27 protein-coding genes are annotated in these 23,415 nt (G+C 63.3%); 8 read left to right on the forward strand and 19 right to left on the reverse strand.

Features of this window, described 5'->3' with window-relative positions; genetic code table 11:
- Positions 1–4: 4 nt before the first annotated feature.
- Genes mqnE through DEIDE_RS12845 form a run of 3 tightly spaced genes read left to right on the forward strand, consistent with a single transcriptional unit; the run spans position 5 to position 2,384 of the window.
- Positions 5–1,135: an aminofutalosine synthase MqnE gene (gene mqnE / locus DEIDE_RS12835; RefSeq protein ID WP_012694396.1), complete on the forward strand. Its 1,131-nt coding sequence runs from the start codon at positions 5–7 to the stop codon at positions 1,133–1,135.
- A gap of 2 nt (positions 1,136–1,137) precedes the next feature.
- Positions 1,138–1,497 carry a nuclear transport factor 2 family protein gene (locus tag DEIDE_RS12840; protein WP_012694397.1) on the forward strand — a complete coding sequence of 120 codons (360 nt, stop codon included), beginning with the start codon at positions 1,138–1,140 and terminating at the stop codon, positions 1,495–1,497.
- 50 nt (positions 1,498–1,547) lie between these two features.
- Positions 1,548–2,384: a menaquinone biosynthetic enzyme MqnA/MqnD family protein gene (locus DEIDE_RS12845; protein ID WP_012694398.1), complete on the forward strand. Its 837-nt coding sequence runs from the start codon at positions 1,548–1,550 to the stop codon at positions 2,382–2,384.
- A 271-nt stretch (positions 2,385–2,655) separates the two neighbouring features.
- Here the strand turns inward: DEIDE_RS12845 and DEIDE_RS12850 are convergent, their stop codons facing one another.
- Both DEIDE_RS12850 and DEIDE_RS12855 read right to left on the reverse strand, forming a co-directional pair.
- Positions 2,656–3,891: a M16 family metallopeptidase gene (locus DEIDE_RS12850; protein WP_012694399.1), complete on the reverse strand. Its 1,236-nt coding sequence runs from the start codon at positions 3,889–3,891 to the stop codon at positions 2,656–2,658.
- The gene (locus tag DEIDE_RS12855; protein ID WP_012694400.1) at positions 3,884–5,212 is read right to left on the reverse strand and encodes a M16 family metallopeptidase; all 1,329 of its coding nucleotides are present in this window, start codon (positions 5,210–5,212) and stop codon (positions 3,884–3,886) included. The genes DEIDE_RS12850 and DEIDE_RS12855 overlap by 8 nt, the downstream gene beginning before the upstream one ends.
- A gap of 85 nt (positions 5,213–5,297) precedes the next feature.
- Here DEIDE_RS12855 and DEIDE_RS12860 point away from each other — a divergent pair, with 85 nt between their 5' ends.
- Complete coding sequence (locus tag DEIDE_RS12860) at positions 5,298–5,816, forward strand: M23 family metallopeptidase (protein ID WP_012694401.1); 519 nt, start codon at positions 5,298–5,300, stop codon at positions 5,814–5,816.
- A gap of 6 nt (positions 5,817–5,822) precedes the next feature.
- Here DEIDE_RS12860 and DEIDE_RS12865 read toward each other — a convergent pair whose 3' ends face one another.
- The 9 genes from DEIDE_RS12865 to DEIDE_RS12905 all read right to left on the reverse strand — a co-directional run bounded on the left by DEIDE_RS12865 (position 5,823) and on the right by DEIDE_RS12905 (position 11,637).
- The gene (locus DEIDE_RS12865) at positions 5,823–6,374 is read right to left on the reverse strand and encodes a GNAT family N-acetyltransferase (RefSeq protein ID WP_012694402.1); all 552 of its coding nucleotides are present in this window, start codon (positions 6,372–6,374) and stop codon (positions 5,823–5,825) included.
- Positions 6,375–6,609: 235 nt separating this feature from the next.
- The gene (locus DEIDE_RS12870) at positions 6,610–6,915 is read right to left on the reverse strand and encodes a hypothetical protein (RefSeq protein WP_012694403.1); all 306 of its coding nucleotides are present in this window, start codon (positions 6,913–6,915) and stop codon (positions 6,610–6,612) included.
- A 7-nt stretch (positions 6,916–6,922) separates the two neighbouring features.
- Positions 6,923–7,888 carry a hypothetical protein gene (locus DEIDE_RS12875; RefSeq protein ID WP_162485468.1) on the reverse strand — a complete coding sequence of 322 codons (966 nt, stop codon included), beginning with the start codon at positions 7,886–7,888 and terminating at the stop codon, positions 6,923–6,925.
- A 53-nt stretch (positions 7,889–7,941) separates the two neighbouring features.
- A complete protein-coding gene (locus tag DEIDE_RS12880) occupies positions 7,942–8,385 on the reverse strand; it encodes a hypothetical protein (protein ID WP_041227276.1) in 444 nt (147 codons plus the stop codon).
- Complete coding sequence (locus DEIDE_RS12885; RefSeq protein WP_041227277.1) at positions 8,382–8,714, reverse strand: hypothetical protein; 333 nt, start codon at positions 8,712–8,714, stop codon at positions 8,382–8,384. Before DEIDE_RS12885 ends, DEIDE_RS12880 begins: the two co-directional genes overlap by 4 nt.
- A 94-nt stretch (positions 8,715–8,808) precedes the next feature.
- Complete coding sequence (locus DEIDE_RS12890; RefSeq protein WP_041227278.1) at positions 8,809–9,417, reverse strand: histidine phosphatase family protein; 609 nt, start codon at positions 9,415–9,417, stop codon at positions 8,809–8,811.
- Positions 9,414–10,373, reverse strand: a complete 960-nt coding sequence (locus tag DEIDE_RS19580; RefSeq protein WP_012694406.1) for an NUDIX domain-containing protein — start codon at positions 10,371–10,373, stop codon at positions 9,414–9,416. Before DEIDE_RS19580 ends, DEIDE_RS12890 begins: the two co-directional genes overlap by 4 nt.
- Positions 10,370–11,035, reverse strand: coding sequence for a nucleoside deaminase (locus tag DEIDE_RS19585; RefSeq protein ID WP_012694407.1), 666 nt, complete (start codon positions 11,033–11,035; stop codon positions 10,370–10,372). The genes DEIDE_RS19580 and DEIDE_RS19585 overlap by 4 nt, the downstream gene beginning before the upstream one ends.
- Complete coding sequence (locus DEIDE_RS12905) at positions 11,032–11,637, reverse strand: GGDEF domain-containing protein (RefSeq protein ID WP_012694408.1); 606 nt, start codon at positions 11,635–11,637, stop codon at positions 11,032–11,034. The genes DEIDE_RS19585 and DEIDE_RS12905 overlap by 4 nt, the downstream gene beginning before the upstream one ends.
- A 312-nt stretch (positions 11,638–11,949) precedes the next feature.
- Here DEIDE_RS12905 and groES point away from each other — a divergent pair, with 312 nt between their 5' ends.
- From groES to DEIDE_RS12925, 4 genes are all read left to right on the forward strand, one after another.
- Positions 11,950–12,237: a co-chaperone GroES gene (groES, locus tag DEIDE_RS12910; RefSeq protein ID WP_012694409.1), complete on the forward strand. Its 288-nt coding sequence runs from the start codon at positions 11,950–11,952 to the stop codon at positions 12,235–12,237.
- A 61-nt stretch (positions 12,238–12,298) separates the two neighbouring features.
- The gene (gene groL / locus DEIDE_RS12915; RefSeq protein ID WP_012694410.1) at positions 12,299–13,948 is read left to right on the forward strand and encodes a chaperonin GroEL; all 1,650 of its coding nucleotides are present in this window, start codon (positions 12,299–12,301) and stop codon (positions 13,946–13,948) included.
- A gap of 178 nt (positions 13,949–14,126) precedes the next feature.
- Positions 14,127–14,669, forward strand: coding sequence for a P-loop nucleotide/nucleoside kinase family protein (locus tag DEIDE_RS12920; protein ID WP_012694411.1), 543 nt, complete (start codon positions 14,127–14,129; stop codon positions 14,667–14,669).
- A complete protein-coding gene (locus DEIDE_RS12925) occupies positions 14,666–15,241 on the forward strand; it encodes a P-loop nucleotide/nucleoside kinase family protein (protein WP_012694412.1) in 576 nt (191 codons plus the stop codon). Before DEIDE_RS12920 ends, DEIDE_RS12925 begins: the two co-directional genes overlap by 4 nt.
- A 203-nt stretch (positions 15,242–15,444) precedes the next feature.
- Here the strand turns inward: DEIDE_RS12925 and DEIDE_RS12930 are convergent, their stop codons facing one another.
- The 8 genes from DEIDE_RS12930 to DEIDE_RS12965 form a co-directional block, all read right to left on the reverse strand.
- Positions 15,445–17,013, reverse strand: a complete 1,569-nt coding sequence (locus tag DEIDE_RS12930) for an AMP-binding protein (RefSeq protein ID WP_012694413.1) — start codon at positions 17,011–17,013, stop codon at positions 15,445–15,447.
- 176 nt (positions 17,014–17,189) lie between these two features.
- Positions 17,190–17,723 (reverse strand): hypothetical protein, encoded by a 534-nt coding sequence (locus DEIDE_RS12935; protein ID WP_012694414.1) that lies wholly within the window; start codon positions 17,721–17,723, stop codon positions 17,190–17,192.
- A gap of 128 nt (positions 17,724–17,851) precedes the next feature.
- On the reverse strand, positions 17,852–18,319 hold the full coding sequence (locus DEIDE_RS12940; RefSeq protein WP_012694415.1) for a YsnF/AvaK domain-containing protein: 468 nt from the start codon (positions 18,317–18,319) through the stop codon (positions 17,852–17,854).
- Between the two features lie 81 nt (positions 18,320–18,400).
- Positions 18,401–19,387, reverse strand: coding sequence for a PRC and DUF2382 domain-containing protein (locus DEIDE_RS12945; protein WP_012694416.1), 987 nt, complete (start codon positions 19,385–19,387; stop codon positions 18,401–18,403).
- Positions 19,388–19,750: 363 nt separating this feature from the next.
- The gene (locus tag DEIDE_RS12950; RefSeq protein ID WP_012694417.1) at positions 19,751–20,980 is read right to left on the reverse strand and encodes a 2,3-bisphosphoglycerate-independent phosphoglycerate mutase; all 1,230 of its coding nucleotides are present in this window, start codon (positions 20,978–20,980) and stop codon (positions 19,751–19,753) included.
- Positions 20,981–21,096: 116 nt separating this feature from the next.
- Positions 21,097–21,915, reverse strand: a complete 819-nt coding sequence (locus tag DEIDE_RS12955; RefSeq protein ID WP_012694418.1) for a TerC family protein — start codon at positions 21,913–21,915, stop codon at positions 21,097–21,099.
- A 104-nt stretch (positions 21,916–22,019) separates the two neighbouring features.
- The gene (gene trmH / locus DEIDE_RS12960) at positions 22,020–22,688 is read right to left on the reverse strand and encodes a tRNA (guanosine(18)-2'-O)-methyltransferase TrmH (RefSeq protein ID WP_012694419.1); all 669 of its coding nucleotides are present in this window, start codon (positions 22,686–22,688) and stop codon (positions 22,020–22,022) included.
- Positions 22,689–22,850: 162 nt separating this feature from the next.
- Positions 22,851–23,339: a cupredoxin domain-containing protein gene (locus tag DEIDE_RS12965; RefSeq protein ID WP_012694420.1), complete on the reverse strand. Its 489-nt coding sequence runs from the start codon at positions 23,337–23,339 to the stop codon at positions 22,851–22,853.
- Positions 23,340–23,415 lie beyond the last annotated feature (76 nt).

The following is a 23,415-nucleotide window of genomic DNA, read 5'->3' on the forward strand; positions in this document are numbered from 1 at the left end:
CAGCATGAAGTGGCTGTCTGACCAGAGCCTGCGTGGCGTCGTGGACAAAGTGGAGGCCGGCGAACGCCTCTCCTTTGACGAGGGCATGCAGCTGTACCACACCCGTGACCTCAACGCCCTGATGCGCCTGGCCAACCACACCAAGCAGCGGCTGCACGGCGACAAGGTGTACTTCGTGCACTCCATGCGCCTGGAGTTCACCAACATCTGCTATGTGGGCTGCACCTTCTGCGCCTTCGCAGCCCACAAGAACGAGGAGCGCGCCTGGGACTACGACCCGGACGAGGTGGTCGCCCAGGTCCGCCGGCGCTACCTTCCCGGCATCACCGAGCTGCACATGAGCAGCGGGCATCACCCCAACCACAAGTGGGACTACTACCCGGCCATGGTGCGCAAGCTGCGTGAAGCCTTCCCGGAGTTGCAGGTCAAGGCCTTCACGGCCGCCGAGATCGAGCATCTCAGCAAGATCAGCAAGAAGCCCACGCTGGACGTTCTGCGCGAATTGCAGGACGCGGGACTGGCTGCCATGCCCGGTGGTGGCGCGGAGATCTTTGCCGACCGGGTGCGCCGGCAGGTGGCCAAGAACAAGGTCAAGGCCGAGAAATGGCTGCAGATTCACCGCGAGGCGCACTCGCTGGGCATGCGCACCAACGCCACCATGCTTTACGGGCATATTGAAACGCTCGAAGAGCGGCTTGATCACATGCACCACCTGCGCGAACTGCAAGCCGAGACGGGCGGCTTTCACGCCTTCATTCCGCTGGCCTTCCAGCCGATGGGCAACACCCTGGCCCAGAACCTCGGCAAGACCGAGTACACCACCGGCCTGGACGACCTGCGTAACCTCGCCGTGGCGCGCATCTACATGGATAATTTCCCGCACATCAAGGGCTACTGGGTCATGATCGGCTCGGAACTGACGCAGGTCAGCCTGGACTGGGGCGTGTCGGACATCGACGGCACCATTCAGGAGGAGCACATCGCGCACGCTGCCGGGGCCACGAGCCCTATGGCCCTCTCGCAGGCGGGTATGGTGCGTATGATCCAGCATGCCGGGCGTACCCCGGTGCTGCGCGACGCCTACTACAACGAACTGGAGACCTTCCCCCGGACCGGCGTGGAGGCCGCCGACTGACCGTGACGGCTGCAAGTGGGGCGCCCCTGAGTGATCTGGACGAAGTGCTGACGCTCGACGATCTGTGGAACGCGGCCTACCATCTCCGCGACCCGCAGCGCATGGCCGGCGTGCTGGCAGACGACTGGATGGCCTTTTTCCCGGACGGCACCGTGGTATTTAAGGCCGACTTACTTGAAGGCATGATGCGCAACGACCCTTCCGCGCTGGTCTTCGAGCGGCACGCCAGCCGGGTCTACGGTGACGCCGCCATAACCCGCGGTACCCTCTATGCGGACGGCCAGCGGGTCCAGAGCTTTTTCCGGGTTTTTGCACGTCGCGCCGGGGTATGGCAGGCCGTCAGTGTGCAGGTCGTGCCTTGAGGGCCATGCCCGACAGTGCCGGGCATGGCCTGGCAGCCAGGACAGCGCCTATGACCTACCGCGCCGGCTGGATTCATTACACCAACGTCGCTCCCATTCTGGACTCGCTGGTGCTTCCCGATGGGGTGACCGCAATCACCGGTGTCCCCACCCAGATGAACGCCGCGTTGATGTCGGGCGAGGTGGACATTGCCAACATCAGCGCAGTGGAATTTATCCGCAACGCGCACATGCTCGAAGCCCTGCCGGATTTCAGCGTGGCGGTTCTGGGGCCGGTCTACAGCGTCAACCTGTTTCATACTCGCCCCCTGAAGGAGCTGCGACGAATCGCCCTGACCGCGCAGTCGGCCATGAGCGTGGCTCTGCTGGAGGTCCTGCTGCGTGAACGTGGTCTGTGCCCCAAGCTGGAGCGCGCCGAGGGAGAGGCCGAGGACCTGCTTGCAGCTGGCTATGACGGGGTTTTGCGTATCGGGGACAGTGCCCTGCGCGAGTGGTACCAGGTGGTCGGCCCGCTTGGAGACACACAGACCATGACCACGCTGCCCAGCACCGGGCGCGGCATCACGGTCACCGACCTGGCATGCGAGTGGTTCGATCTGACCGGTCATCCCTTCACCTTTGCGGTGTGGGCCTACCGAAAGGACAACCCACCACCCCCTGAACTTGTGCAGGCCATGCGCGAGGCCAGACGGGACGGACTGGGTCATCTGGCGCAGGTTGCCCAGCGCCACGCGGGGGCCCTGGGCCTGCCCCCCCGGGTGGTGCAGCACTACCTGTGGAATTTCCGTTATCACCTGGAGGCCCCTGACCGGCTGGGCTTGCGGCAATTTGCGTCGAAGGCCGTGCCTGGGCACGCGCCGCTGTGCTTCGGGAAAAGACCAGGCTGAGGCCAGCTGAAAGCTGCTCAGCGCGTTGCTGGTCCGCACGGGCTGGAGGCAGGCCATGCCTTCTGCGGCGGGCCAGGGGACATGCATAATCTCGTCAGCCAACGGGCATACATGCGAGGCATGCTGCGTGTCTGATCCAGGTGCGCTCACCTCATCCTCTGGACGACGGCAGGGCGGTGTCTGGCACCTGGGTACCCTGTTCGTGGTTCACAGCGAGGCGGATACCGCTCTGTAGCGGTGGCCCGGCACGCTGCTGAACAGCCCCCTCTTGCTATTCCAGAGTCTCTACCGGCCCCAGTGCGACGACGGTGAACGTTGCCAGCGGACACAGGCGCAGCACTTCTCGTACAGCCTCGGGGGTGACCTGCTGGTAGCGGCTCACCAGTTCGGCTGTGGTCAGAACCTGACCGTGCGCCAGATACTCCATTCCCAGCGTAAACAGCCGTCCCTGCGGGGTTTCGGCGCGCAACAGCGTGGACACCGCAAGTTTGCGCGCGGCGCGGCGCACCCGCTCAGGCGTAATGAGCTCGCCCGCGCCGCGCAGGACCCGGCGGTAGGTTTCCAGGGCCACGCCGGCACGTTCGGGATCACAGGTAAATCCACCTTCGAAGGCGCCGACATCGCGGTAATCCAGGTGTGCCAGATCCGCGCTGTCGCACAGGCCGGTATCCAGCAGGGCCCAGTACAGAGCGCCGTTTTCTCCACCAATCAGATCAGCCAGCACGGTTGCGGCCTCGCGCAGCGGGTGCGTGACGGGCAGGCCCGGCGCGGCCAGGGTCACGTGCACGCGGCCCAGAGTCTGGTCATGAATCACGCGGGTATGACCAGGGTGATGCGGCCCGGAGGGCAGGTCAGAGACTGCGCCTGGCGTCGTGGGCCAGTCTGCAAGATGCAGCTGTGCCCAGTCGAGCACCTCCTGAGGCTCAAAGGCTCCGGTGATGGCCAGCGTGACGCGTCCGGCCCCATACCGCTCCCGGTGGTTGCGGATCAGGACCTCACGGCTGAGCGCCTCGACCGTCTGGCGGGTGCCCAGCACCTGATGCCCCAGCGGATGCTTGCCCCAATAGTCGGCGCGCAGTTCATCCATGACGCGCACGCCGGGCTGCTCGGCGTACATGGCGATCTCTTCGAGAATCACGCCGCGTTCAGTGTGAATATCGGTCTCGCGCAGGGCCGGGCGCATCAGTTCTGTCAGGGTCTCGAGCAATTCGCCGCTGCGCTCCGGCAGGCTGGCCGCGTGATACACGGTCGCCTCTTCACTGGTAAAGGCGTTGGCCTGCCCGCCCAGATCATCCAGGCGGGCATTGAGCTCGGCGGCTCCCACCAGCTCGGAACCCTTGAACAGCAGGTGCTCGATAAAGTGGCTCGCACCCATTTCGTGCGGCAGTTCGTCACGCGCGCCCGTGTTGACGAAGTACCCGGCTGCTACCGTCTGCGCGTCCGGTGACGGCTCGAGCAGCAGCGTCAGGCCGCTGGGCAGGGTATGGCGCTGCGGACCCTCAGACATGGCGAGCCTCCGCACCCATGGACGGTTCTGCCGCCAGCGACGAGCCGCCAGGGTCCACCGGCCCGAGGGTCGTCACGGTGGCGTGGGCTGCCGGATCGTACCCAGCCAGGAAAGCATTGACGTCCTCCAGGGTCAGGGCGGCCAGCCGGGCGCGCAGTTCCGGAATAGGCCGCACCCGGCCGAACACTGCTATGTCCCGCGTCAGGCTGCCGGCCCGGCCACGCAGGCTCTCGGCGCCGAAGACCACGCTGGTGGTCAGCCCAGTGCACGCCCGCCTGAACTCCTCGGGCTCCAGGCCCTGCGGCAGGCGGGAAAGCTCGTTCAGCACGACCTCCAGAGTTTCCGGAGCGCGGTCAGGGGTGCTGCCGGCGTACACACTGAGGAAGCCCTGCCCCCCCAGCAGCACAGAGGAAGCGCTGACAGCATAAGCCAGGCCACGTTCCTCGCGCACTGCAGTAAAGAGGCGGCTGGCGCTGCCGCCGCTCAGCGCTGTCAGCGCCACCTGCCACGCCAGCCAGTCGGAGTTGACAGGTGCCACGCCGGGAGCCGTGATGCTCAGGTGGGTCTGCTCGGCATCCGCGTCGGTGTGGTGGGCGCGGCCACCCGCACGGAACACGGCCGGCACCTGAGCGTCCTGCCCCGGGCGCAGTTCACCGAGGGCGTGATGAACCAGGTCAAAGGCGTCAGCAGGCTCCAGGTCCGCCACCAGTCCCAGGACGCTTCCCGCCTGCCCGTACCGCCCCAGATGGGCACGCAGGCCAGCCGGAGTCAGGGCCTGTAAGCCCCCCGGGGTGCCGCTGGCCGGGTGGGCAAAACCCGCAAAGGGTGAGCCGGCTGGCGGGGGAAACGCCAGCTGACGGGCGTGAACCGCAAGCAGATCGGATGGACTGTCAGCCAGCCCTTCCAGGTCCTGGCGGGCCAGGTCGGTCAGGACCGGCAGTTCTGCGTCCGGAAGCTCCGGCTGGACCAGCACGCTGGCTGTCAGGCGGAGCGCCGCGCCCAGGTCGGCACTCAGACCACTGGCGGTAAAGCGCGTCGCTTCCGGACCTACTCCACCACCCCGGCGCACCCCCAAATCGTCAAAGGCGTCCTGAAGGGCGCGGGCGTCCAGACCGGCAGCCCCCTTGAACAGCCACTCCTCCAGCACCCCGGCCGCTCCTTCCTGCCCTGGAGGATCGTGGGCGTTCCCCACCGGTACCCGCAGGTCGAAGGCAAAGCCGGGTCCGCTGCGCCGCTCAAAGGCGACACGCAGACCCCCGGGAAGGGTCCACAGCTGGGCGGATGGTGCGGGGGCAGGGGGCGACGGGGACCGGGCGGGCATCGGCGGATTCTACTCCCGGGGTGACCCCGGACGACTGCGACCTTCGGTGGATTTGGTAACGGAGGTTGTGCGGCATGCTACGCGGATGAGGCGGGTCGTGCGTTGGCTCTTTGTTCTGGCCGTGGTGGGCTGTCTGCTTGTATGGCTGTGGCCGCAAATAGAAGCGGCGCAGCGCTACATGGCTCTGCTGCGCGCGCCGGTTCCGGCAGCCGCCAGCCTGCCCAACCCTCTTCCCGGCCGGGCACTGAACGACACCTGGGGCGGGGCGCGCAGCAACGGTCGGCGCCACGAGGGCATTGATATCTTCGCTCCGCGCGGCACGCCTATCCGCGCGACCACCCGCGGCATGGTGCTCAACGTTGGTTCGAACCCCCTGGGCGGGCGCACGGTCATGCTGCTGGGTCCAGGGGGACAGCGGCACTACTACGCGCACCTCGACCGCTATGTGCCGGGCCTGGAGCGCGGGGACTGGGTGCAGGAAGGTGGCGTTGTGGGCTACGTAGGAGACAGTGGCAATGCGCGCGGTACCCCGCCGCACCTGCACTACGGCATCTATACCGCGGGCGGGGCAATCAATCCGTATCCGCTGCTCAGGCAGCCCTGAGAGGTTTCAGCCCTGCTGGCACAACCGGTCATGAACTTCCGGCCAGTCCTCGGGGGTGACGCTGTACATCACGGTGTCGCGCATGGACCCGTCCGGACGGCGCATGTGACGGCGCAGCACCCCTTCCTTCACGGCACCGAGCTTCTCGATGGCCCGCTGTGAGCGCACATTGAGAATGTCCGTCTTGATCTGCACGCGCTCCATGCCCATGACCTCAAAGGCGTGGCGTAGCAACAAGCACTTCATGCGGCGGTTGACGCCCGATCCGTGCCAGCGTGGGTGCAGCCACGTCCAGCCGATCTCCAGCCCGCTGTGGACTGTGCGGATGTCCCCGTAACGGGTACTCCCGGCCAGTTCTCCACCTACTTCGATCACAAACGGCTGGTGGTCCGGCGCGTCCAGAGCCACCTGATAGTAGTCACCTGTTGTTGGACTCGTACCCATGAACCGGAGCTCGGTGGCGCACTCTCCCGCCAGCGCACACAATGCCGGGAGATCCGCAGTGAGCAGAGGCCGCAGGGTAAGGTCACCGTCTTGCAGGGTCAGGACGTGGTGCATAGGGTCAAGTATGTCGAAGGTTCATGCAGGTCAGGAGTCGCGCGGCCAGACAGGAACCCGCAGGCCACCAGCGATCAGGCCCCTGAAACGAGAGCACTGGTTTAACAGCGTCCTGGTGTCTCACTGAAGGCTACGCGCGGAATCGTCCGTCCCAAAGGCGGTCCAGAGTCCGCGTCAAGCTCACAGCTTCGGAACACCCGAATCAGTTCTCACTCTGTAGGGCACTGCCTGTGTGTCACATTCCTACGCCGGAACGCAGATATTCCACGATGCCTTCAAGGTCACCGGGCGTCAGGTTTTCCATAAGCCATTGTGTAGTGACCGGCGCACCCTGAACTTCTGCACGAACGTTCAGAAGATCGGCCAGCACACCCAGCATGGCCTCAATCAGTTCCGTTTCTGGAAGAGCAGGATCTGCTCCGATTGCCGCCAGAGCTTTCTCCTCTGCCAGCGAGAGCGGTGTTGAGGCAAAGGTCCGTTCATTGATGTAGAAGGGGGGGCGCAGTGTAGCCTGACGGCCGAATTTGATGGGTGCAGTCATGGGGCTCCTAAATTTCCGGCACAGGTCGGGGCGCGAAGTCCCGCGTGTACCCGGCCTGGGATGTCTTGACGGTGTGATCGAACCAGGGGGCAGTGTGCTCGTTGAAGTCATAATGAAACCATTCGGTGTATTCACGCAGCGCTGCATACGCTTCTTTGACACACCGCTCGAATATGGCTTCCATCTGGGTACCGCTGGAGGCGAGGATGGCCATGCTGGTTTCCTGCGTGCCGTTCGTGACGGGTTGGTCCGGCGTCATGATTACGAAATTCCGGATCCTTGGAAACCAACGCTGAATGCTGAGATGCATCTTGTAGAGCATGAGTTGCTCGGCCTCGCCACGCTGCATGTAGGGCATGAAGTCATTGGCCCCAAAACGCAGCACGGCGTAGTAAGCCCACTGTTCAGCTTTTACGGAACCGATAGTAGAGCCCATCCAATAAGACATTTCACGGTAACTGGAGTGGTCTACTTTGGTGCCTGGAGGCGCAAGCGGACTTTCCATCCAGTCCCAGAGAGAGATCACCACTCCCCCAGATCGTCTCTTCGGGCCGACGTATGAATCGAAGTGCCTAGCAAGGGCAATCCTGTTGCGATCCTGTGTCAACAGTTTGGCACTGTTGAAAGCTGCGCGAATACATTCAATTGCGTCATGCTGCAGCTCAAACAGCGCAAAGGCGTCGCCGTAATATTCCTGCCGCTCCAGATCGATATCCCACCGGAAAAGCGTGTGCTGTGCGCAGTGATGCGTCCACCCAACGTACATGGCAAGTTCATCCTGCTTTTGCTGCTCGGAAAACGGGTCGCGAAACCGCATATGCAGCCATTCGTCTTGCGGGTCGTCAAGCAGTTCTCCCACGACGCCGTCGTACCGTACCGTGTACCGACCCTCGTGCTGCTCGAGAACCTCGACCTGCCACTGGGGATCATGAATAAAGGCCTGCACCGCGTCCCAGGGCGTGGCGTAGCTCATGGGCGGGTCCACGGCGACCGGCTCACCCGTCAGAAGCCGTTTCAACCAGCCCATCAGTGGTCCCCCGTGTACTGGAGTTCATGAACCACTGTCGTGCTAGACGTTCCACCAATGGACGCCTGAGCCTTGACGAAACGGTCATATGGAGCCCCAAGCAGCAACCTGCCACCCTGCAATTCCGGAATAAACCCTGTATTGGCCGTCACGAGGTTCTTCTTCCAGTCCTCAAGTAACTTAGTCATCCCGGCCTGATGGTCAGCAGCATCCAGGGTCCAGCCCGGATTCTTCTTATGATGATCGGCAGCACCGACAATATAGGTTTTCATAAGTTCCTCGCTGAACCACCCACCAGAGGTCGCGGCTGCGGCGGCAACGCCGCCAGCGTTCCGAAGGGTGCGGAACTTATCTGCTGCATCCCGGCCGATCTGCCGTCCGCCCGCCACGTAAATTCTGGGGAGCTGGGCCAGCCAGTTCTGCTGCGGGTCAAAACCAGTCATTCCCACATGCGATTGCCTACCGTACGCCTGGGTGGCGCGCGCCATGAACCGGCCACTGGCGTGACGGATGGCGTACTGGTGAACCATGTCATCCGTGACCCTGGAGGCAGCCGCGTGCCCTCTTCCTGGCGCCGCAGGGAGGCGGCAGTCAGAATCGGCTGGGCCACCTGACGCTGTAGCGCGACCGGACGAGCTGTAAAGCGGCTCAGCTCATATTCGCTTTTCTGCTGTTCCAGTCTCTGCCGGTGAAGGGGCACCGGAGTAACCCGGGCACGCTTGAGGGCGCGCTGCGGCAGGGGTGCGGGGGCGGGTTTGCGGTCATAGTCCATGCCGAAGAACCTCCGGGAGTGTTCTTCACCCTACCGGCCTTCGCAAAAGGCCGCTGCCTCATTTGCCGCTGACGTCAGAGCTCAGGTGTCCTGGTCATCCAGCCAGATGAGGTGCCAGATTCACGCCAGTCACCAGGGCGGTGTGGCTGGTGCGGCTCAGGCGGACGGTGGTAAAGGAAGTGTCGCCAAAGGCAAACCAGACCCGCCCGGAGCCCAGCAGTTCCCGCAGCAGGCTGTTCAGGAAACCTCCGTGTGAGACCACCAGCAGCCGCTCTCCCCCACCCTGCCAGAGCAGTTCCAGGGCCAGCAGGGCGCGGGCCCGAATAGCGGCCTGACTCTCTCCACCTTCAGAGGTAAAAACGTCCAGGTCATGCCGGAACTCCGGGATGGGGTAGCGGGCCAGCGCCATTTCGCGTGACAAACCAGCCAGCGGGCCGTTATCCCACTCCAGCAGCAGCGGAGTAGTCGTCAGGGACAGCTGAAGTGCGTCGGTCACGATCTGCGCTGTTTCCTGTGCCCGGAGCAGGGTCGAGCTATACGCCCGGTCGAAACCTGGTGGGTGTGCCTGCCAGTAGGCCGAGAGCGCCTCAGCCTGCGTCCGGCCCACTTCGGTCAGGGGCGAATCGTAACGGCCTTCGTGAACACCTTCATCATCGGCGCGGCTGCGGCCATGGCGCAGCAGGGTCAGGTGAAGGTGGCTCACGCTCGCCTCGTGGCCAGAAGCACACATTCACGGGCGCTGACCTGCACCTCGGCGCAACTCAGACCCGCATGACCGAAGAGCGCCTCCCGCGCGGCGTCGCCCCCATAGAGCGCTGCGGGCAGCTGTGTAGGAGGTGTGAAATTGTCCAGCACCAGCACCCCGCCCAGACACAGGGCCTCAAGGAGACGGTCAAGCTGGGCCGCTTCACCCTTGGCCGGTGCACAGTCGGCAAAAATCAGATCGAAAGGCCCGTGAGCCAGTGCGCCGGTCCAGTCGCCATGCAGGACTTCGGCACGGGAGTCATGCTGCAACAGCCTCGTTGCCATGAGGGCGCGGTCCGGGTCGTTCTCGACCGTCAGAAGCCGGGCCGACGGGTCCATGCCCGCCAGCAGCCAGGCTGAGCCTGCACCCAGACCGGTGCCCAGCTCCAGCAGCCGTCCTGCCGGACGCGAGGTTGCCAGTACACGCAGCAGACGCCCGACCTCCAGCGAACAGCTGCGGTCAAACCCCACTTTCGCTGCTTCCGAGTCAGCCTGAGCCACCAGGGGCGGCACATCCAGGTGCTGCGGCGTCTCCCCGCGTGCCCGGAGCACCTGACGCAGCTGCATGTCGTCTGCCCATGGGAGCACGCGGGGATCAATCCAGGCCACAGGGCGCCCCTCTGGGCTGGGCTCCAGTGCAGGACTGGCCAGACGCAGCGGAAAACACAGGGAGTCTATTCCGGACGCACTGTGCAGGATGACAGGCTCACCCGCCACCTCTGCGTGAGCACCGCATTCCTCCCAGGCCTCGCGGACGGCAGCCAGAGCGGGGCTTTCGCCCGGATGGATTCCGCCACCAGGCAGGGTCCAGCCACCGCAGTCCCGGGCCGCCATCAATATGCGGCCGTCCTGTTCGATCCAGGCACAGGCGCGTCCGGTGCGCACGGGTGATGGCGACAGGTCCAGAAAGCTCATGCGCTGGCCTCCAGCAGGGTCAGGGCTTCATTCAGAGGCGCCCCGTTGGCCCGCAGTCCCCGGAGCGCCCCGGACCCATGGAGCCTGCCCGCCACCTCGACGTCGCTTGGGTGGCTCTGACGGTAGGACCGCATCAGCGAAGACTCCAGTGAAGCGTGACCATCTTCGTAAAAACCCACCAGGGCCAGCCGCAACGCCACCGACTGCACAGAGTCAGGGGCGCGGCCTACCCGGATGGCCTTGCGGCTGACATATGGGTCCTCAGTAAACAGATGGGTACACCCGGCCCACGGATCCGGCGCGGCGTACTCCACCGCGCGCACGGCACTCATGGCAATGGCCCCGGCACATTGCGGGCAGGGCTGAACCGTGGTCAGCACCGTCCAGCTGTAACACTCGGGCCTGGGCATGTCAGTCAGGGCCAGCAGGGCATTGATCTCCGCGTGGGCAAGGTCATGACCGCTGATCACTCCGGCTTCCACACGGCGGGGCTCGCCCAGGCGGTTGCGTCCACGGGCAAGAACATGCCCCTCCCGGTCCACCACGCACGCCCCGATGGGATAAGAGCCGTGCAGGTAGGCCTCCCAGGCTTCGGAAAGTGCGGCATGCCAGCCTGCAGACATCACGTCATCCACGGGGTCTGTGGTTGCGGGGCCTGTCACAACGCCTCCCGGTGACGCGCGATCAGGTCGTCCAGCGCCTCACGCAGCAGGCTGGCCTCAGTCCGGCCCAGGGCACCGGACAACTTGGCCAGCCGCTCCAGCTGACTTTTGGGGTAGTAGTTGCTTTTCAGCACCATCTTGCTTTCCACATAGATGCAAACCCGGGCGCGCCCTTCACGCTTGGCCCGCAGCAGGGCCTCGTCAGCGGCGCGGTACAGCTCGGGAAATGTCGTGGCGTGCGCGGGACGTGCAGCCAGTCCCACACTCAGTCCCAGTTGACGCGGCCAGTGCGGATCGCGGTGGATATGAAAGTGGCGGATCACCTCGTCAAACAGGATCAGGGCGGTCTCTGCGGCGGTTTCCGGAAGCAACGCCGCATATTCGTCCCCCCCGATGCGCCCGATCAGGCTGCCAGTCGGCAGGCTGCCGCTGAGCAGCCGCTCGACGCCCCGCAGCACGCGGTCGCCCTCGCTATGCCCCAGGGTGTCATTCAGGACTTTGAAGTGGTCCAGATCCAGCACGGCCAGCGTCACCGGCGCACCTCCCAGGCCATGAAAGGCGTCCTCAAAAGCATTTTTACTAAGAATGTCCGGGCGGGGCATGGGAGCTCCTTTGATCAGAAAATGGACCTGGGACGAAGATGACCGGCGCCTTCCCATCAGGCTGAAATCACATAGTCAGAATCGATTGTATGTCTGTTCTATATATATATGTTCGGAATATGAGATATCAAGTTGCTATGCCAATTGCACGTGCTGGCGCATCTTGAGCGCCCTAGACTCAGATTGTCAGATTAGGGTATTTGACATTTTTCTTATCGCAGGTCTATTCTCGCGTGCGGAACGGCAAAAACCGCTGGACAGTCCAGCGGCTGAGTGCCCCATATCCCATATCTCATTGCAGGAGGAACCCACATGCTGAAACCCTTGGGCGACCGAGTTCTGGTTGAAATCATTGAAGAAGCCGAGCAGAAGACTGCCGGCGGTCTGTACGTCCCTGACACTGCTAAGGAAAAGAGCCAGCGCGGCAAGGTCATCGCCGTGGGCAGCGGCAAGATGCTGGACAACGGCACCCGCGTGGCGCTGGATGTCAACGTGGGCGACACCGTGTACTTTGCCAAGTACGGCGGCACCGAAGTCAGCCTGGAAGGCAAGAACTACTCGATCCTGGCCGAGCGCGACATTCTCGCCATCGTCGAGTAAGAGACTTTTTCCGACCCCTCTCTTCTGCTGTCTGTCAGACCTGAATTAAAGGAGCACCATCATGGCCAAGCAACTTGTATTTGATGAAGCCGCCCGTCGCAGCCTGGAGCGCGGCGTTAACGCCGTCGCCAACGCCGTCAAAGTGACCCTTGGGCCCCGTGGCCGTAACGTCGTGATCGAGAAGAAGTTCGGCAGCCCCACCATCACCAAGGACGGCGTTACCGTCGCCAAGGAAGTGGAGCTGGAGGACAAGCTCGAGAACATCGGCGCCCAGCTGCTCAAGGAAGTCGCCAGCAAGACCAACGACATCACCGGTGACGGCACCACCACCGCCACGGTGCTGGGCCAGGCCATCGTGAAAGAAGGCCTGCGCAACGTTGCTGCCGGCGCCAACCCCCTGGCCCTCAAGCGCGGCATCGAGAAGGCTGTCGCCGCGGCCATCGTCGAAATCCAGAACCTGGCTGTGCCGGTCGAGGACTCCGACGCCATCAAGAAAGTCGCCGGCATCAGCGCCAACGACGATCAGGTCGGCGAGGAAATCGCCTCCGCGATGGACAAGGTCGGCAAGGAAGGCGTCATCACCATCGAGGAAAGCAAGGGCTTTGACACCGAAGTGGACGTCGTCGAAGGCATGCAGTTCGACAAGGGCTTTATCAACCCCTACTTCGTGACCAACCCCGAGAAGATGGAAGCCGTCCTGGAAGACGCCTACATCCTGATCAACGAGAAGAAGATCAGCAACCTCAAGGACCTGCTGCCCGTGCTGGAGAAGGTCGCCCAGACCGGCCGTCCTCTGCTGATCATCGCTGAAGACGTCGAAGGCGAAGCGCTGGCCACCCTGGTGGTCAACAAGCTGCGCGGCACGCTGAACATCGCTGCCGTCAAGGCGCCCGGCTTCGGTGACCGCCGTAAGGAAATGCTGCGCGACATCGCCGCCGTCACCGGCGGGGAAGTGGTCAGCGAGGACCTGGGCCACAAGCTGGAGAACACCGGTATGGAGATGCTGGGCCGCGCCGCGCGCATCCGCATCACCAAGGACGAGACCACCATCGTGGACGGCAAGGGCGAGCAGGCCCAGATCGACGCCCGCGTCAACGCCATCAAGGGTGAGCTCGACACCACCGACAGCGACTACGCCCGTGAGAAGCTCCAGGAGCGCCTCGCCAAGCTGAGCGGCGGTGTGGCCGTGATCCGCGTCGGTGCTGCCACCGAAACGGAACTCAAGGAGAAGAAGCACCGCTACGAGGACGCCCTGTCCACCGCGCGCAGCGCCGTGGAAGAAGGCATCGTGGCCGGTGGGGGCACCACCCTGCTGCGCATCATCCCCGCTGTCCGCAAGGCCGCTGAAGGCCTGCAGGGCGACGAGGCCACCGGCGCGCGCATCCTGATCCGCGCCCTGGAAGAGCCCGCCCGCCAGATCGCCGTCAACGCCGGCGAGGAAGGCAGCGTCATCGTCAACGCCGTGATCAACAGCGACAAGCCCCGTTACGGCTTCAATGCCGCAACCGGCGAGTACGTCGATGACATGGTTGCTGCCGGTATCGTAGACCCCGCCAAGGTGACCCGCACTGCGCTGCAGAACGCGGCCAGCATCGGCGCACTGATCCTGACCACCGAAGCCATCGTCTCTGACAAGCCCGAGAAGCCCCAGCAGGGCGGCCAGGGCGGCGGCGGTATGGGCGGCGGCGACATGGGCGGTATGGACTTCTAAAGGAAGCCCAAGTCCCCAGCGTGAACGCGGGCAAAGGGGGCACTCCCCCGACCCCGCCGGAACGCAGGAAACAAAGAGGCCTGAGCGTAGCGCTCAGGCCTCTTTGTTGTGGTCGGTACAGGGCAGTCCGACGCGATTACCTGCCCCAGAACCCCGTCCATGACCTACCCTGCTTTTTATGCTCGTCGTCTTCTCCGGCCTGCCCGGCACAGGAAAATCTTCACTGGCTCGGCTGCTGGCCCCACACCTGCATGGGGCGTACATCCGGATCGACAGCGTGGAGGCAGCCATCCTGGAAACAACGGCACAGACACCAGGGGTCACCGGTTACGCTGCGGCCTACGCCATCGCCGCTGACAATGTTGGCCTGGGACTGAATGTCGTGGCCGACTGTGTCAACCCTCTGGCAGTTACGCGTCAGGCATGGATGGATGTGGCAGACCGGGCGGGCGTACCCCTCGTGAACATTGAGGTCCTGTGCTCTGACCAGGACGAACATCGCCGGCGGGTGACTGGCCGCGCCGATGAGGCGGCCCTCTATCGTGGCCATGTTTCCCCCGCCTGGGCTCCGCCCACATGGGAATCGGTCCAGGCGTCCCGGCAGGCCTTCGAACCCTGGGCTGAACGCCGCCTTGTCATCGACACTGCCGGGCAGACGGTGCCTGAAGCCTTTGCCACCCTGCTGGCTGATCTGCATCTCAGCTACGGAGTCCCAGCTTGAGAGCCGGCTCCCCTCTGCTGCTGGTGGTTTCAGGACTGCCTGCCTCCGGCAAGACGTTCCTGAGCTCGCATCTGGCGTATGGGCGCGGAGTGCCCCTGGTCACCCGGGACGCCTACAAGGAGATCCTGTATCACCATCTGCCGGACCTCGCGCATGCCCAGGCTGGACCCGTGAGCTTTTCGTTGATATGGCATGTCACTGGAACCATCCTGGCCGCGGGAGGAAGTGTGGTTCTTGAGACTCATTTCTACCGTCCTGTCAGCGAAGGACACATTCTGGAGCTGGCGGCGACCCACGGTGCCCGGCTGGCTCAGGTCCACTGTGAGGCGCCATTGCCGGAGCTCAAGCAGCGTCACGCACAGCGGGTGGCTTCAGGCAGGCGGCCGCGTATCGATCTGCCGTTCGATCACGAGGAGCTGCCAGCCCAGGCGTGCTGGCATCCACTGAACCTGGGTGCGCCGCTGTTGCAGCTGGACACCACGCTGCCCAATTCCGGGAACGTGGCGCTGGCATGGGCAGTACAGCAAAGAGAGATTTCACTTCAACGCCAACAAAAAGAGGAAACCTCGTAAGGTTTCCTGAGTGGTGCGGTCCTGCGGCTTTCTCGCCGCACAAACTGCTCGCACGCCCGTTTTTTGATCCTGGAGGTGGGCGTCTCCCTCAAGTGCATGGGTACATCGTGGACTGCACAGTGCATAGTTCAGAATCAAGCTCGGCTTGATCAGACCAGAAACACTAGTTTACTCCACCCGACCTCCAGTGTCAAGCAGTGAACTCAGTTGACGTGCCGTGCCTGGTTTTGCCAGAGTTCAGCGCGGAGGATGAACTTCTGGAATTTCCCGCTGGCCGTCTTGGGCAGCTCATCCCGGAACTCGTAGTGCTTGGGAGCCTTGAAGCCTGCCAGATGAGCCCGCACGTGGGCATTCAGGTCCTCGGGCGTGACCTGCTGGCCCTGATGCAGCGCCACGAACGCACAGGGAACCTCGCCCCACTGTTCGTGCGGCATGGCGACCACCACCGCCTCGCGCACAGCTGGGTGGGCATACAGCACGCCTTCGACCTCCACCGAGGAAATGTTCTCCCCGCCGGAAATGATGACGTCCTTGTTGCGGTCGCGGATTTCCATACGGCCGTCGGGGTAGGTCACGGCCACGTCACCGGTGTGGAACCAGCCTCCTTTGAGCGCTTCCGCTGTCGCCTCGGGATTGCGGTAGTAGCCCTTCATGACCAGATTGCCGCGTACCATGATCTCGCCCAGCGCCACGCCGTCGTGCGGGACAGGCTGCAGGTGCTCGTCAAGCACGTCTACCTCGCCGGCCAGGAGCATTTCGTAGCCCTGCCGGGCAATCAGGGGAGCTCGCTGCGCGGTGGGCAGGGCCTCCTGTGCGGCGGACAGTTCCGCCACGGTGATCAGGGGGCTGACCTCGGTCAGGCCGTACACCTGCGTGACGTGAAAGCCCAGGTCATTCATGTCGGCAATGGTGCGCGCGTGAGGCGGACTGCCGGCGGTGGCCACCCGGACGGAGCGGCTGACACGCCGCGCCTGCGCCGGGTCGGTCAGCATAGACAGCACCGTGGGCGCAGCGCACAGGTGGGTGACCCCGTAACGGTCGATGGCGTCGTACGCCGCTTCAGCGCGCACCGCCGGAAGTGTCACGTGTGTGGCGCCCACGCCGAACGGACTCCAGACGCCACCCCAGCCGTTGGCATGAAAGTCGGGCAGCGTATGCAGGTACACGCTGTCACTGTCCAGCTTGAAGTAGTACAGCGTCTCAGCGGCGTTCAGCAGCGTGTTGCGGTGGGTGAGCATGACCCCCTTGGGGCTGCTGGTCGTGCCAGACGTGAAATTGATGGTGATGGTGTCGTCCTCGTCCTGCACCGGCACCGGCAACGGCGAGCTGTCCTGCGCCCGGAGGCGCGCCTCGAAAGCCTGAGCGGCACCCAGCGCGTCTCCCATGATCCAGACCTCAATCCCGAGCCCGGCTGCGACATCCTGCACCCGCTCTGCCAGGGTCTCGTCCACCAGCAACAATGCGACCTCCGCGTGACGCAGCTGGAACTCGTACTCCTGCGGGCTCAGGCGGGTGTTCAGGGGCACCAGCACGCTGCCGGCCCAGGGCACGGCGCTGTAGGTCAGCAGGCCACCGTGGGTGTTGGGCGAAAGCACCGCCACGTTCCGGCCGCCGTAGCCTGCCGCCTGCACGGCTCTGGCCAGTTGAAAGATGCGCTCACCCCACTGCCGGTAGGTGAACTGCACGCTGCCCGGCTCGATGACGGCAGTGCGCTCGGCGTACACGTGAAGGCCTCGGCGGACCAGGTCAAGGGGTGTCAGGGGAGTTTTCATGCGCGGGGCACCTCCGGACTGCTGTGGGATGACTGAAACAGATTTACTGTATCCCTGAGGCTGACTGTCCACCCCACGCCTGGCTGAACTCCCAGGGTGACACCAGTCGGCGGCATTCGTATAGCAACACAGCAAAACGCCCCCTGCTTCTGGGGGCGTTGAACGCTCTATTCGTCTCAGCGCTGCTGGGTGCAGCGGGTGTCTTTAGGATTATTCTTACACAGCTTCTTGAACTGGCCAGGCGGCATCTGGCCGGGCTTCTTCTGGAGTCCCGGTGCCTTGGCCCAGGCAGCCTGACGGCCCATTACGGTGGTCAGTGCCACCTTCTGGCCATTCCTGTCCTTAACGACAATGCTTTGAGGGCTGACGGGCTGCGCCACGTTGACTGGCTGAGCCAGTGGATACACCTCGCGGACGAAGTTGTTGGTCCCGGCAATAGGCGTCATGACCTGCACCTGCGTTGCCGTGGTCGTAATACCAGGACGCACAATCAGGCTGCCACTGGGGCTGACGGTGGCTGCCTGCTGCTGGTCGGGAGTCAGCAACGTGACCCGCACTCCCTGATTGAGCAGGTTGATCACATTGGCGAGTGTCTGAACAGCAGGCGGGAACTCTACCCGCACGTCGATATTGGTGCTGACGGTCTGGGCGCCGGCCGCCTGTAACGCAGGCATGAGCGTCAGGGCGGCAATCAAGAGAGTCTTACGCATATCAGAAACCTCCAGCACACGCAGAAAATGTGTGTTTAACGGCTCTTACCATGGGGTCCGAAACTGACGCTCAGCTGAACCGCCCGCTTCTGAAAACTTCAGAGAAGCGGGCGGTCCGGGTCAGATACTCAGCTGTGCTCTGGCAGCTCTGGTTCGCTCAGCCGCTGTACATCTCCGCTTTCCTGAACCACCAGCTCCTCGTGAGCCAGCGTAGCCTCAAAGGTCCGGTTCTCGGTGATGGTCCGCTTGGCGATATTGACTTCCTCGCTGACGACCACACGCTTGTCCACCAGCGCCTCCTCGCTGTAGATCACCACTTCGCGGCGCTCCCCCGGTTGCAGGGGCTGATCGTCCAGCATGACCGCCTGGGTGCCGCGGGTGTGCTCGATCACCAGTACCTCAGTGACCAGTTCCACCGGCACCTGCACCGTCTCAGTGCGGACTTCTCGGGCGAAGGTCAGGGCGCCAGCCACTTCACGCTGCTTGTTGACAATCAGGCGCTCGGCACGCAGTTCGATCATGCCCTGCGGCACGATCTCGTCACTGACCAGGCGGTTGGCCACATGGGCCTCGTCCTCAGAACGGCGGTCTGTCATGAAAGCCTCCTCTAAGCGCTGGGACCTGAGAACAGACGCGGGGCAGGCCAGTTCAGGGGCCGCCCCGCGCCAGGGAAGGGATCAGATCTTGCGGTCGAGATCGTCTTTGGTGTTGCGCAGACCGTTGGCGGCGTCGCGGCCCATCTGATTGGCGTCATCCATCAGGGAGCCGTCGCGCAGACCATCGCGGTTGTTCATCTCTCCGCTCATGTTGCGGCTCATGTCACCACTCATGCCCTGTGTGTTTACGTCTCCGCTCAGAAGCACATCACCATTCTGGTTGACGTCCAGCACTTCGCGGCCTACTTCAGCGGTGTGCGTTTCTGTTTCGGTTACCGTACGCTTGCCGACCGACACTTCTTCGGTCACGAAGGCCTGCTTGCCGACATTGGCACGCTCCGCTTCAAGTTCTACACGCATGGTCTGGCTGTCATCGCCCAGACGGACATCGCCTTCTACAGGACGGCCATCGCTCACGGCGTGGCGCTCGATAATCACTTCTTCGCGCTGCAGAGGCACATCCACACGCTGCGTGGTAGTTTCCACGTGCTTGCCGATCTCTACGCTCCCGGCCACAAAGCGGTCCTTGTTGACGACCAGGCGTTCTTCAAGAAGTTGCAGACGGTCAGGAGTACGGTACAGGGCGTCATCCTGACGGAACCCGCGGTCCTGGGTGTAGGTGCTCTCATCCATGGAGTAGGTCGAGTCCGTACTGCGCAGCACGCGCTCGTCACTGTACTGGGCATCCATGTCGTAGTCCATGCCGACCGTGTAGTCACGCATATCCTTGACCTGATCACGTGACAGGTTGTCGAAATAGACACCGTCGCTTTCAATGCGGGCCATACCAACAGGGATCAGCACTTCCTTGCTGCTGAACCAGCCACCGGCGTCCACGATCAGGTGACGGATGCGGCCGCTCTCAGGCTCCGCCAGAGCACCACGTACAGTCCCGATGCGCTCGCCATTCATGCCGTATGCGGTGCTTCCGGTGGGATCGTAGTAGTCGTTTCCCAGAACGTCGGCGTGGCGGCTGGTGATTTCGGACAGGGGAATCAATCGTGCCATAGCAGTCTCCTTTTGGGCCCTGCTCATACGCATAACTCCGGTAGATGACCGACGAGTCATATATGACAGGCAAACGCCCCGGTGAGGGTGATGTGAACGGCAGACCCCAGCCCCGAAGGGCGCTGGTGCCTTGTTCATGGGTGTCATCCTGACTGGTGAAGCTTGTCGAGTTCTGGCAAGTCGTTAAAGAAGATGGCGCGTAACTCTTGAGTCAACGCTGAGCGCTTTCGCATGCCTTTAACACGTTTGCAACTCAGATTGCAGTTGACCCCCAATCCACAGCACGGCGTCGATACAGTCAGGGACGAGATTTTTCCCTTCGTGTTCACGCCGTGCTGCTGCTATAGGACGTTTAACGCAGCTTTACGCACCATATTTATTGAGCTTCAGTGCATGCGCCATAAGCAGCGGCATCAGATCGGTGCCACGGCGCAGACCGAGGCTGCCTTTCTGGGCTTCTTCCTCGGTGTAGCGCGAGGTCACGTCTTTGCGCCCGTATTCGCTGTGAATCAGGAAAGGCACCGGATGCCAGGAATGACTCGCCAGCCGGCTCGGCGTGCTGTGATCTCCAGCAATGGCCAGCACATCTGGTTGCAGGGCCAGCAGTTGAGGCAGCAGGGCATCAAACAGTTCGATCTTCTTGACCTTGGCATCAAAGTCGCCGTCTTCACCGGTGGAATCAGTCTTTTTGACGTGAAAGTAGAAGAAGTCGTACTTGTCCCAGTTTTCGGTCAGCGCTGCGACCTTGCCCTCCAGAGCGTCTTCCTGACCTTCAACCGTCAACACGTCCATGCCAACCAGACTGGCCAGGCCCTTGTACATCGGGTAACTGGCAATACAGGCCGCCCGCAGCTGGTAGGCGTCGTCGAAACTGGGGAAATGCGGCACGTCGCTGTAGCCCCGGAACAGCACCCCGTTGACCTGCTCTTCTGCGCGCAGGGTCTCCTCGGCGCGGCTCACGAACGCGTTGACCAGCGCCGCTGTCTTTTCACTGGCCGCGTCGTGGGCGGTGGCCGTCAGGGGCGCCACTCCGGTCGCCTGCGGGTCCACATCACTGATGCTTGCCCCCAGAGGCTCCCCTGCGGCGCGGAAAACCACCACGAAGCGGTGCTCGGACTCGGTGTAGATCTCCACCGGCGTACCTTCAATGTCCGGGATGGCCTGACGCAGCCGGGCGACGATCTCGGCGTTCTTCTCGTCGCTCGGGCGCCCCGCGCGGCGGTCGAGCACGGTGCGGCCCTCGCCCAGGGTGGCAAAGTTGCCGCGCACCGCCACGTCGCCGCTGTTCAGCTTCACGCCAATACCGACTGCCGAGAGGGCGCCGCGTCCCACCACGTATTTCAGCGGGTCGTAGCCGAACAGGCTCAGGTGCCCCGGTCCACTCCCGGGCGTAATCCCGGCCCCGACCAGTTCCAGCTGTCCCAGCTCTGAGCGCTGTGCCAGGGCGTCGAGGTTGGGCGTCTTCGCACTGGCCAGTTCGGTCTCGCCGCCGGGGGTGCGCGGCAGCCCGCCGATTCCATCCAGAACAACCAGCAGGATCTTGCTGTCGGTCTTTTTGGCCAGGCCACGCACGGTTTCCAGAAGGTCACTCATGAGGGTCAGTCTAATCGCGCAGGTCACCGCGCACCTCTGGCCTGATTGGAAGGGTGGCCACGAAAAGGGCCGCACTTTCGTAAGAAAGTGCGGCCTGAACAAGGATTCCGGGGGGCTTAGCGCCCGTCGATACGTCCGTCTGCAGCGTCCACGACCGTTTCGTCCATGTGATGCACGATGGCCTCAGCCTTGGCGGCTGCTTCTGCGTCGCTCATGGCCGGCTTCCGGGTCGCAAGGTACGAACCGATGAGCGCAATGGCGGCCATGACTCCCCAGAACAGGACGGCCGGCATGTGGAAGGTCGGAACCGCGGGGAACACCTCGTGCGCAGCTTCCAGGGTTTCCACGCCCAGTTTCACGGCGATCCAGCCCACCAGCGCGTAGGCCACGTCGTCAAAGGCCGGGTACTTGTTGAGCACTTTCAGGAACACCGTAGCCGCGATTCGCATCAGGATCAGGCCCACGATGCCGCCCATCACCACGATGGTCAGGCCCTGCTCACGTGGCATGCCGCGTGGAATCAGCGCCACACCAGCCAGAATCGAGTCCACGCTGAAGGCCAGGTCGGTCAGGTTGAGCAGCACCACCGTCGGCCAGAAGCCGCGGCCCTTGGCCGAAGCGGCAGCCTCGTCTTCGGTGTGGCCCTTTTTCATGAAGTGGCTGATCGCCAGCCAGGCCAGGTACCCGGCCCCGAAGGCCCGCAGCCACCAGTACTCCAGGATGAAGCTGGCCAGCAGCACACCGAGGATGCGCAGCACCACCGCGCCGCCGATGCCGTACGCCAGCGCCTTGCGCTGCATTTCGCCCTTAAGGTGACGCACCATGACGGCCAGCACCAGCGCGTTGTCAGCCGAGAGCAGCCCCTCCAGAAGAATCAGGGTGCCGAGGATCGCCCAGAATTCGGGCGTAAGAGGTGGCATTTCAAGTCCGAACATAAACACGCCAGTCTAACTGCCAAAACTCCAGTAGAGATGACGTACGCAATGAACAGAAAGCACGCGTCTTCCTGTTTGCCTCTCTACCCCGGCCCAGACGTCGTTCAGGCGAGCAGCTGTCCCTGTTCGTCGAGGGCCGGATACCCCTCTCCACGCTCCTGGTAGGTGGAGACCAGATCAGGGTAAGCCCACTCGAAGGCCAGCCGGTCAAGCGCTTCGGGCGAGAGCTGAGGCGCAGCGTACATGCCGGCGGCCAGCCGCTGGCGCTGGGCCTCGAACAGAATCGTTGCAGCAGCAACCGAGACATTCAGGCTCTGCACCATGCCGAACATGGGAATCACGATGTTATGGTCGGCGGCGTCGGCGGCCTCATCCGAGACGCCCCACTTCTCGGCGCCCAGAAGCACACAGGTGGGCCTGGTGTAGTCAGGTTCCCGGTAGTCCACGCTGCGCTGGGACAGGTGGGTGGCCAGGACCTGAAAGCCCTGGCCCTGCAGGGCATGTACTGCACTGACAGCGTCGGTGTGCGAATGCACCGGTACCCATTTATGGGCGCTGCCGCTGGTCGCCTCGTAGGTATGGCCGGAAAAAGAAGCCAGCGGGCCGCCTTTGGGAGGCACAGCGTGGGCTTCAAGGACCCCTACCGCGTCACAGGTGCGGATAATCGCACTGAGGTTGTGGGGCTTGTTTACCTCGTCCATCAGTACGGTCAGGGTGGGCTGACGGTGCCGCAGAACGCGGAGGATCTTGGCATAGCGCTCGGGAGTGGCCATAGGCCAGCAGGGTAAAGGAAACGCGTCCTCCAGAAGTTCTGGGCCTGTCCCGTGACCGGCGCAGAGGGCCAGGGCGAGCGGTGAGTTTCCCAGCCAGCTTCTGCTAAGCCTGCTCACCGCATGCTATGGCGGCCCTGGCGTGTTCCTGACCGCTGGCCGGTCTTACCGCCTGGTCTTCGAGTCCAGCACAAGAAGCTGGGTTTCCATGGATGGCGCGTGGTCGTGGCAGATAATGCGGAAGATTCCCGGCTTGTCTGCCTTGAAGGTGATCGTGGTCAGTTCTCCACGTTTGACCACAAATGCCTGGTTGTAGCCCTCGATGGTGGTGTCATGCTTCGCGCCGTTGACACCCCAGATTTTGAGTTCGACCAGCTCACCGCGGTTCACCACGATCAGCCCGGGTTCGTAACGGTAGGTCGAGTTCTCCCAGCGTCCGTCCACGGGCGGAGTGAGTTTGTAGCCACGTCCGGCGGGTGGCGCAGCTGTCGGGAAGGCTTCTTTGTCGACAGTGGTCGAACCCTTGTACTCCACGGCACTCATGTAGATGGTCCGCTTGGCTGCGGAGGTAGAGCTGGACTGGGCCAGCACAGACCCAGTGAGGACGAGGCTGCCGAGCAGGGCAGCGCCAGCGAGAGGAATGTGCTTGTTCATGTAATGAGACCTCCTGGAACGTTGAGTGGACCGCATTTTGCTTCTTTTTTTCGCATACCCTAAATCTATAATTTGG

This window comes from Deinococcus deserti VCD115 (assembly GCF_000020685.1).
GTDB lineage: Bacteria > Deinococcota > Deinococci > Deinococcales > Deinococcaceae > Deinococcus > Deinococcus deserti.

What these genes read in the sequence shown, in the direction of transcription:
- DEIDE_RS12875 (WP_162485468.1), bottom strand. Translation starts at nt 7,888, where the DNA reads ATGAGCTACGCCACGCCCTGGGACGCGGTGCAGGCCTTTATTCATGAT.
- groL (WP_012694410.1), top strand. Translation starts at nt 12,299, where the DNA reads ATGGCCAAGCAACTTGTATTTGATGAAGCCGCCCGTCGCAGCCTGGAG.
- DEIDE_RS12855 (WP_012694400.1), bottom strand. Translation starts at nt 5,212, where the DNA reads ATGCCCGCCCGGTCCCCGTCGCCCCCTGCCCCCGCACCATCCGCCCAG.
- DEIDE_RS12870 (WP_012694403.1), bottom strand. Translation starts at nt 6,915, where the DNA reads ATGACTGCACCCATCAAATTCGGCCGTCAGGCTACACTGCGCCCCCCC.
- DEIDE_RS12965 (WP_012694420.1), bottom strand. Translation starts at nt 23,339, where the DNA reads ATGAACAAGCACATTCCTCTCGCTGGCGCTGCCCTGCTCGGCAGCCTC.
- DEIDE_RS12880 (WP_041227276.1), bottom strand. Translation starts at nt 8,385, where the DNA reads ATGACTGGTTTTGACCCGCAGCAGAACTGGCTGGCCCAGCTCCCCAGA.
- DEIDE_RS12955 (WP_012694418.1), bottom strand. Translation starts at nt 21,915, where the DNA reads ATGTTCGGACTTGAAATGCCACCTCTTACGCCCGAATTCTGGGCGATC.
- groES (WP_012694409.1), top strand. Translation starts at nt 11,950, where the DNA reads ATGCTGAAACCCTTGGGCGACCGAGTTCTGGTTGAAATCATTGAAGAA.
- DEIDE_RS12930 (WP_012694413.1), bottom strand. Translation starts at nt 17,013, where the DNA reads ATGAAAACTCCCCTGACACCCCTTGACCTGGTCCGCCGAGGCCTTCAC.
- DEIDE_RS12920 (WP_012694411.1), top strand. Translation starts at nt 14,127, where the DNA reads ATGCTCGTCGTCTTCTCCGGCCTGCCCGGCACAGGAAAATCTTCACTG.
- DEIDE_RS12940 (WP_012694415.1), bottom strand. Translation starts at nt 18,319, where the DNA reads ATGACAGACCGCCGTTCTGAGGACGAGGCCCATGTGGCCAACCGCCTG.
- trmH (WP_012694419.1), bottom strand. Translation starts at nt 22,688, where the DNA reads ATGGCCACTCCCGAGCGCTATGCCAAGATCCTCCGCGTTCTGCGGCAC.
- DEIDE_RS19580 (WP_012694406.1), bottom strand. Translation starts at nt 10,373, where the DNA reads ATGAGCTTTCTGGACCTGTCGCCATCACCCGTGCGCACCGGACGCGCC.
- DEIDE_RS12945 (WP_012694416.1), bottom strand. Translation starts at nt 19,387, where the DNA reads ATGGCACGATTGATTCCCCTGTCCGAAATCACCAGCCGCCACGCCGAC.
- mqnE (WP_012694396.1), top strand. Translation starts at nt 5, where the DNA reads ATGAAGTGGCTGTCTGACCAGAGCCTGCGTGGCGTCGTGGACAAAGTG.
- DEIDE_RS12860 (WP_012694401.1), top strand. Translation starts at nt 5,298, where the DNA reads ATGAGGCGGGTCGTGCGTTGGCTCTTTGTTCTGGCCGTGGTGGGCTGT.
- DEIDE_RS12850 (WP_012694399.1), bottom strand. Translation starts at nt 3,891, where the DNA reads ATGTCTGAGGGTCCGCAGCGCCATACCCTGCCCAGCGGCCTGACGCTG.
- DEIDE_RS12885 (WP_041227277.1), bottom strand. Translation starts at nt 8,714, where the DNA reads ATGGACTATGACCGCAAACCCGCCCCCGCACCCCTGCCGCAGCGCGCC.
- DEIDE_RS12845 (WP_012694398.1), top strand. Translation starts at nt 1,548, where the DNA reads ATGACCTACCGCGCCGGCTGGATTCATTACACCAACGTCGCTCCCATT.
- DEIDE_RS12905 (WP_012694408.1), bottom strand. Translation starts at nt 11,637, where the DNA reads ATGCCCCGCCCGGACATTCTTAGTAAAAATGCTTTTGAGGACGCCTTT.
- DEIDE_RS12865 (WP_012694402.1), bottom strand. Translation starts at nt 6,374, where the DNA reads ATGCACCACGTCCTGACCCTGCAAGACGGTGACCTTACCCTGCGGCCT.
- DEIDE_RS12935 (WP_012694414.1), bottom strand. Translation starts at nt 17,723, where the DNA reads ATGCGTAAGACTCTCTTGATTGCCGCCCTGACGCTCATGCCTGCGTTA.
- DEIDE_RS12950 (WP_012694417.1), bottom strand. Translation starts at nt 20,980, where the DNA reads ATGAGTGACCTTCTGGAAACCGTGCGTGGCCTGGCCAAAAAGACCGAC.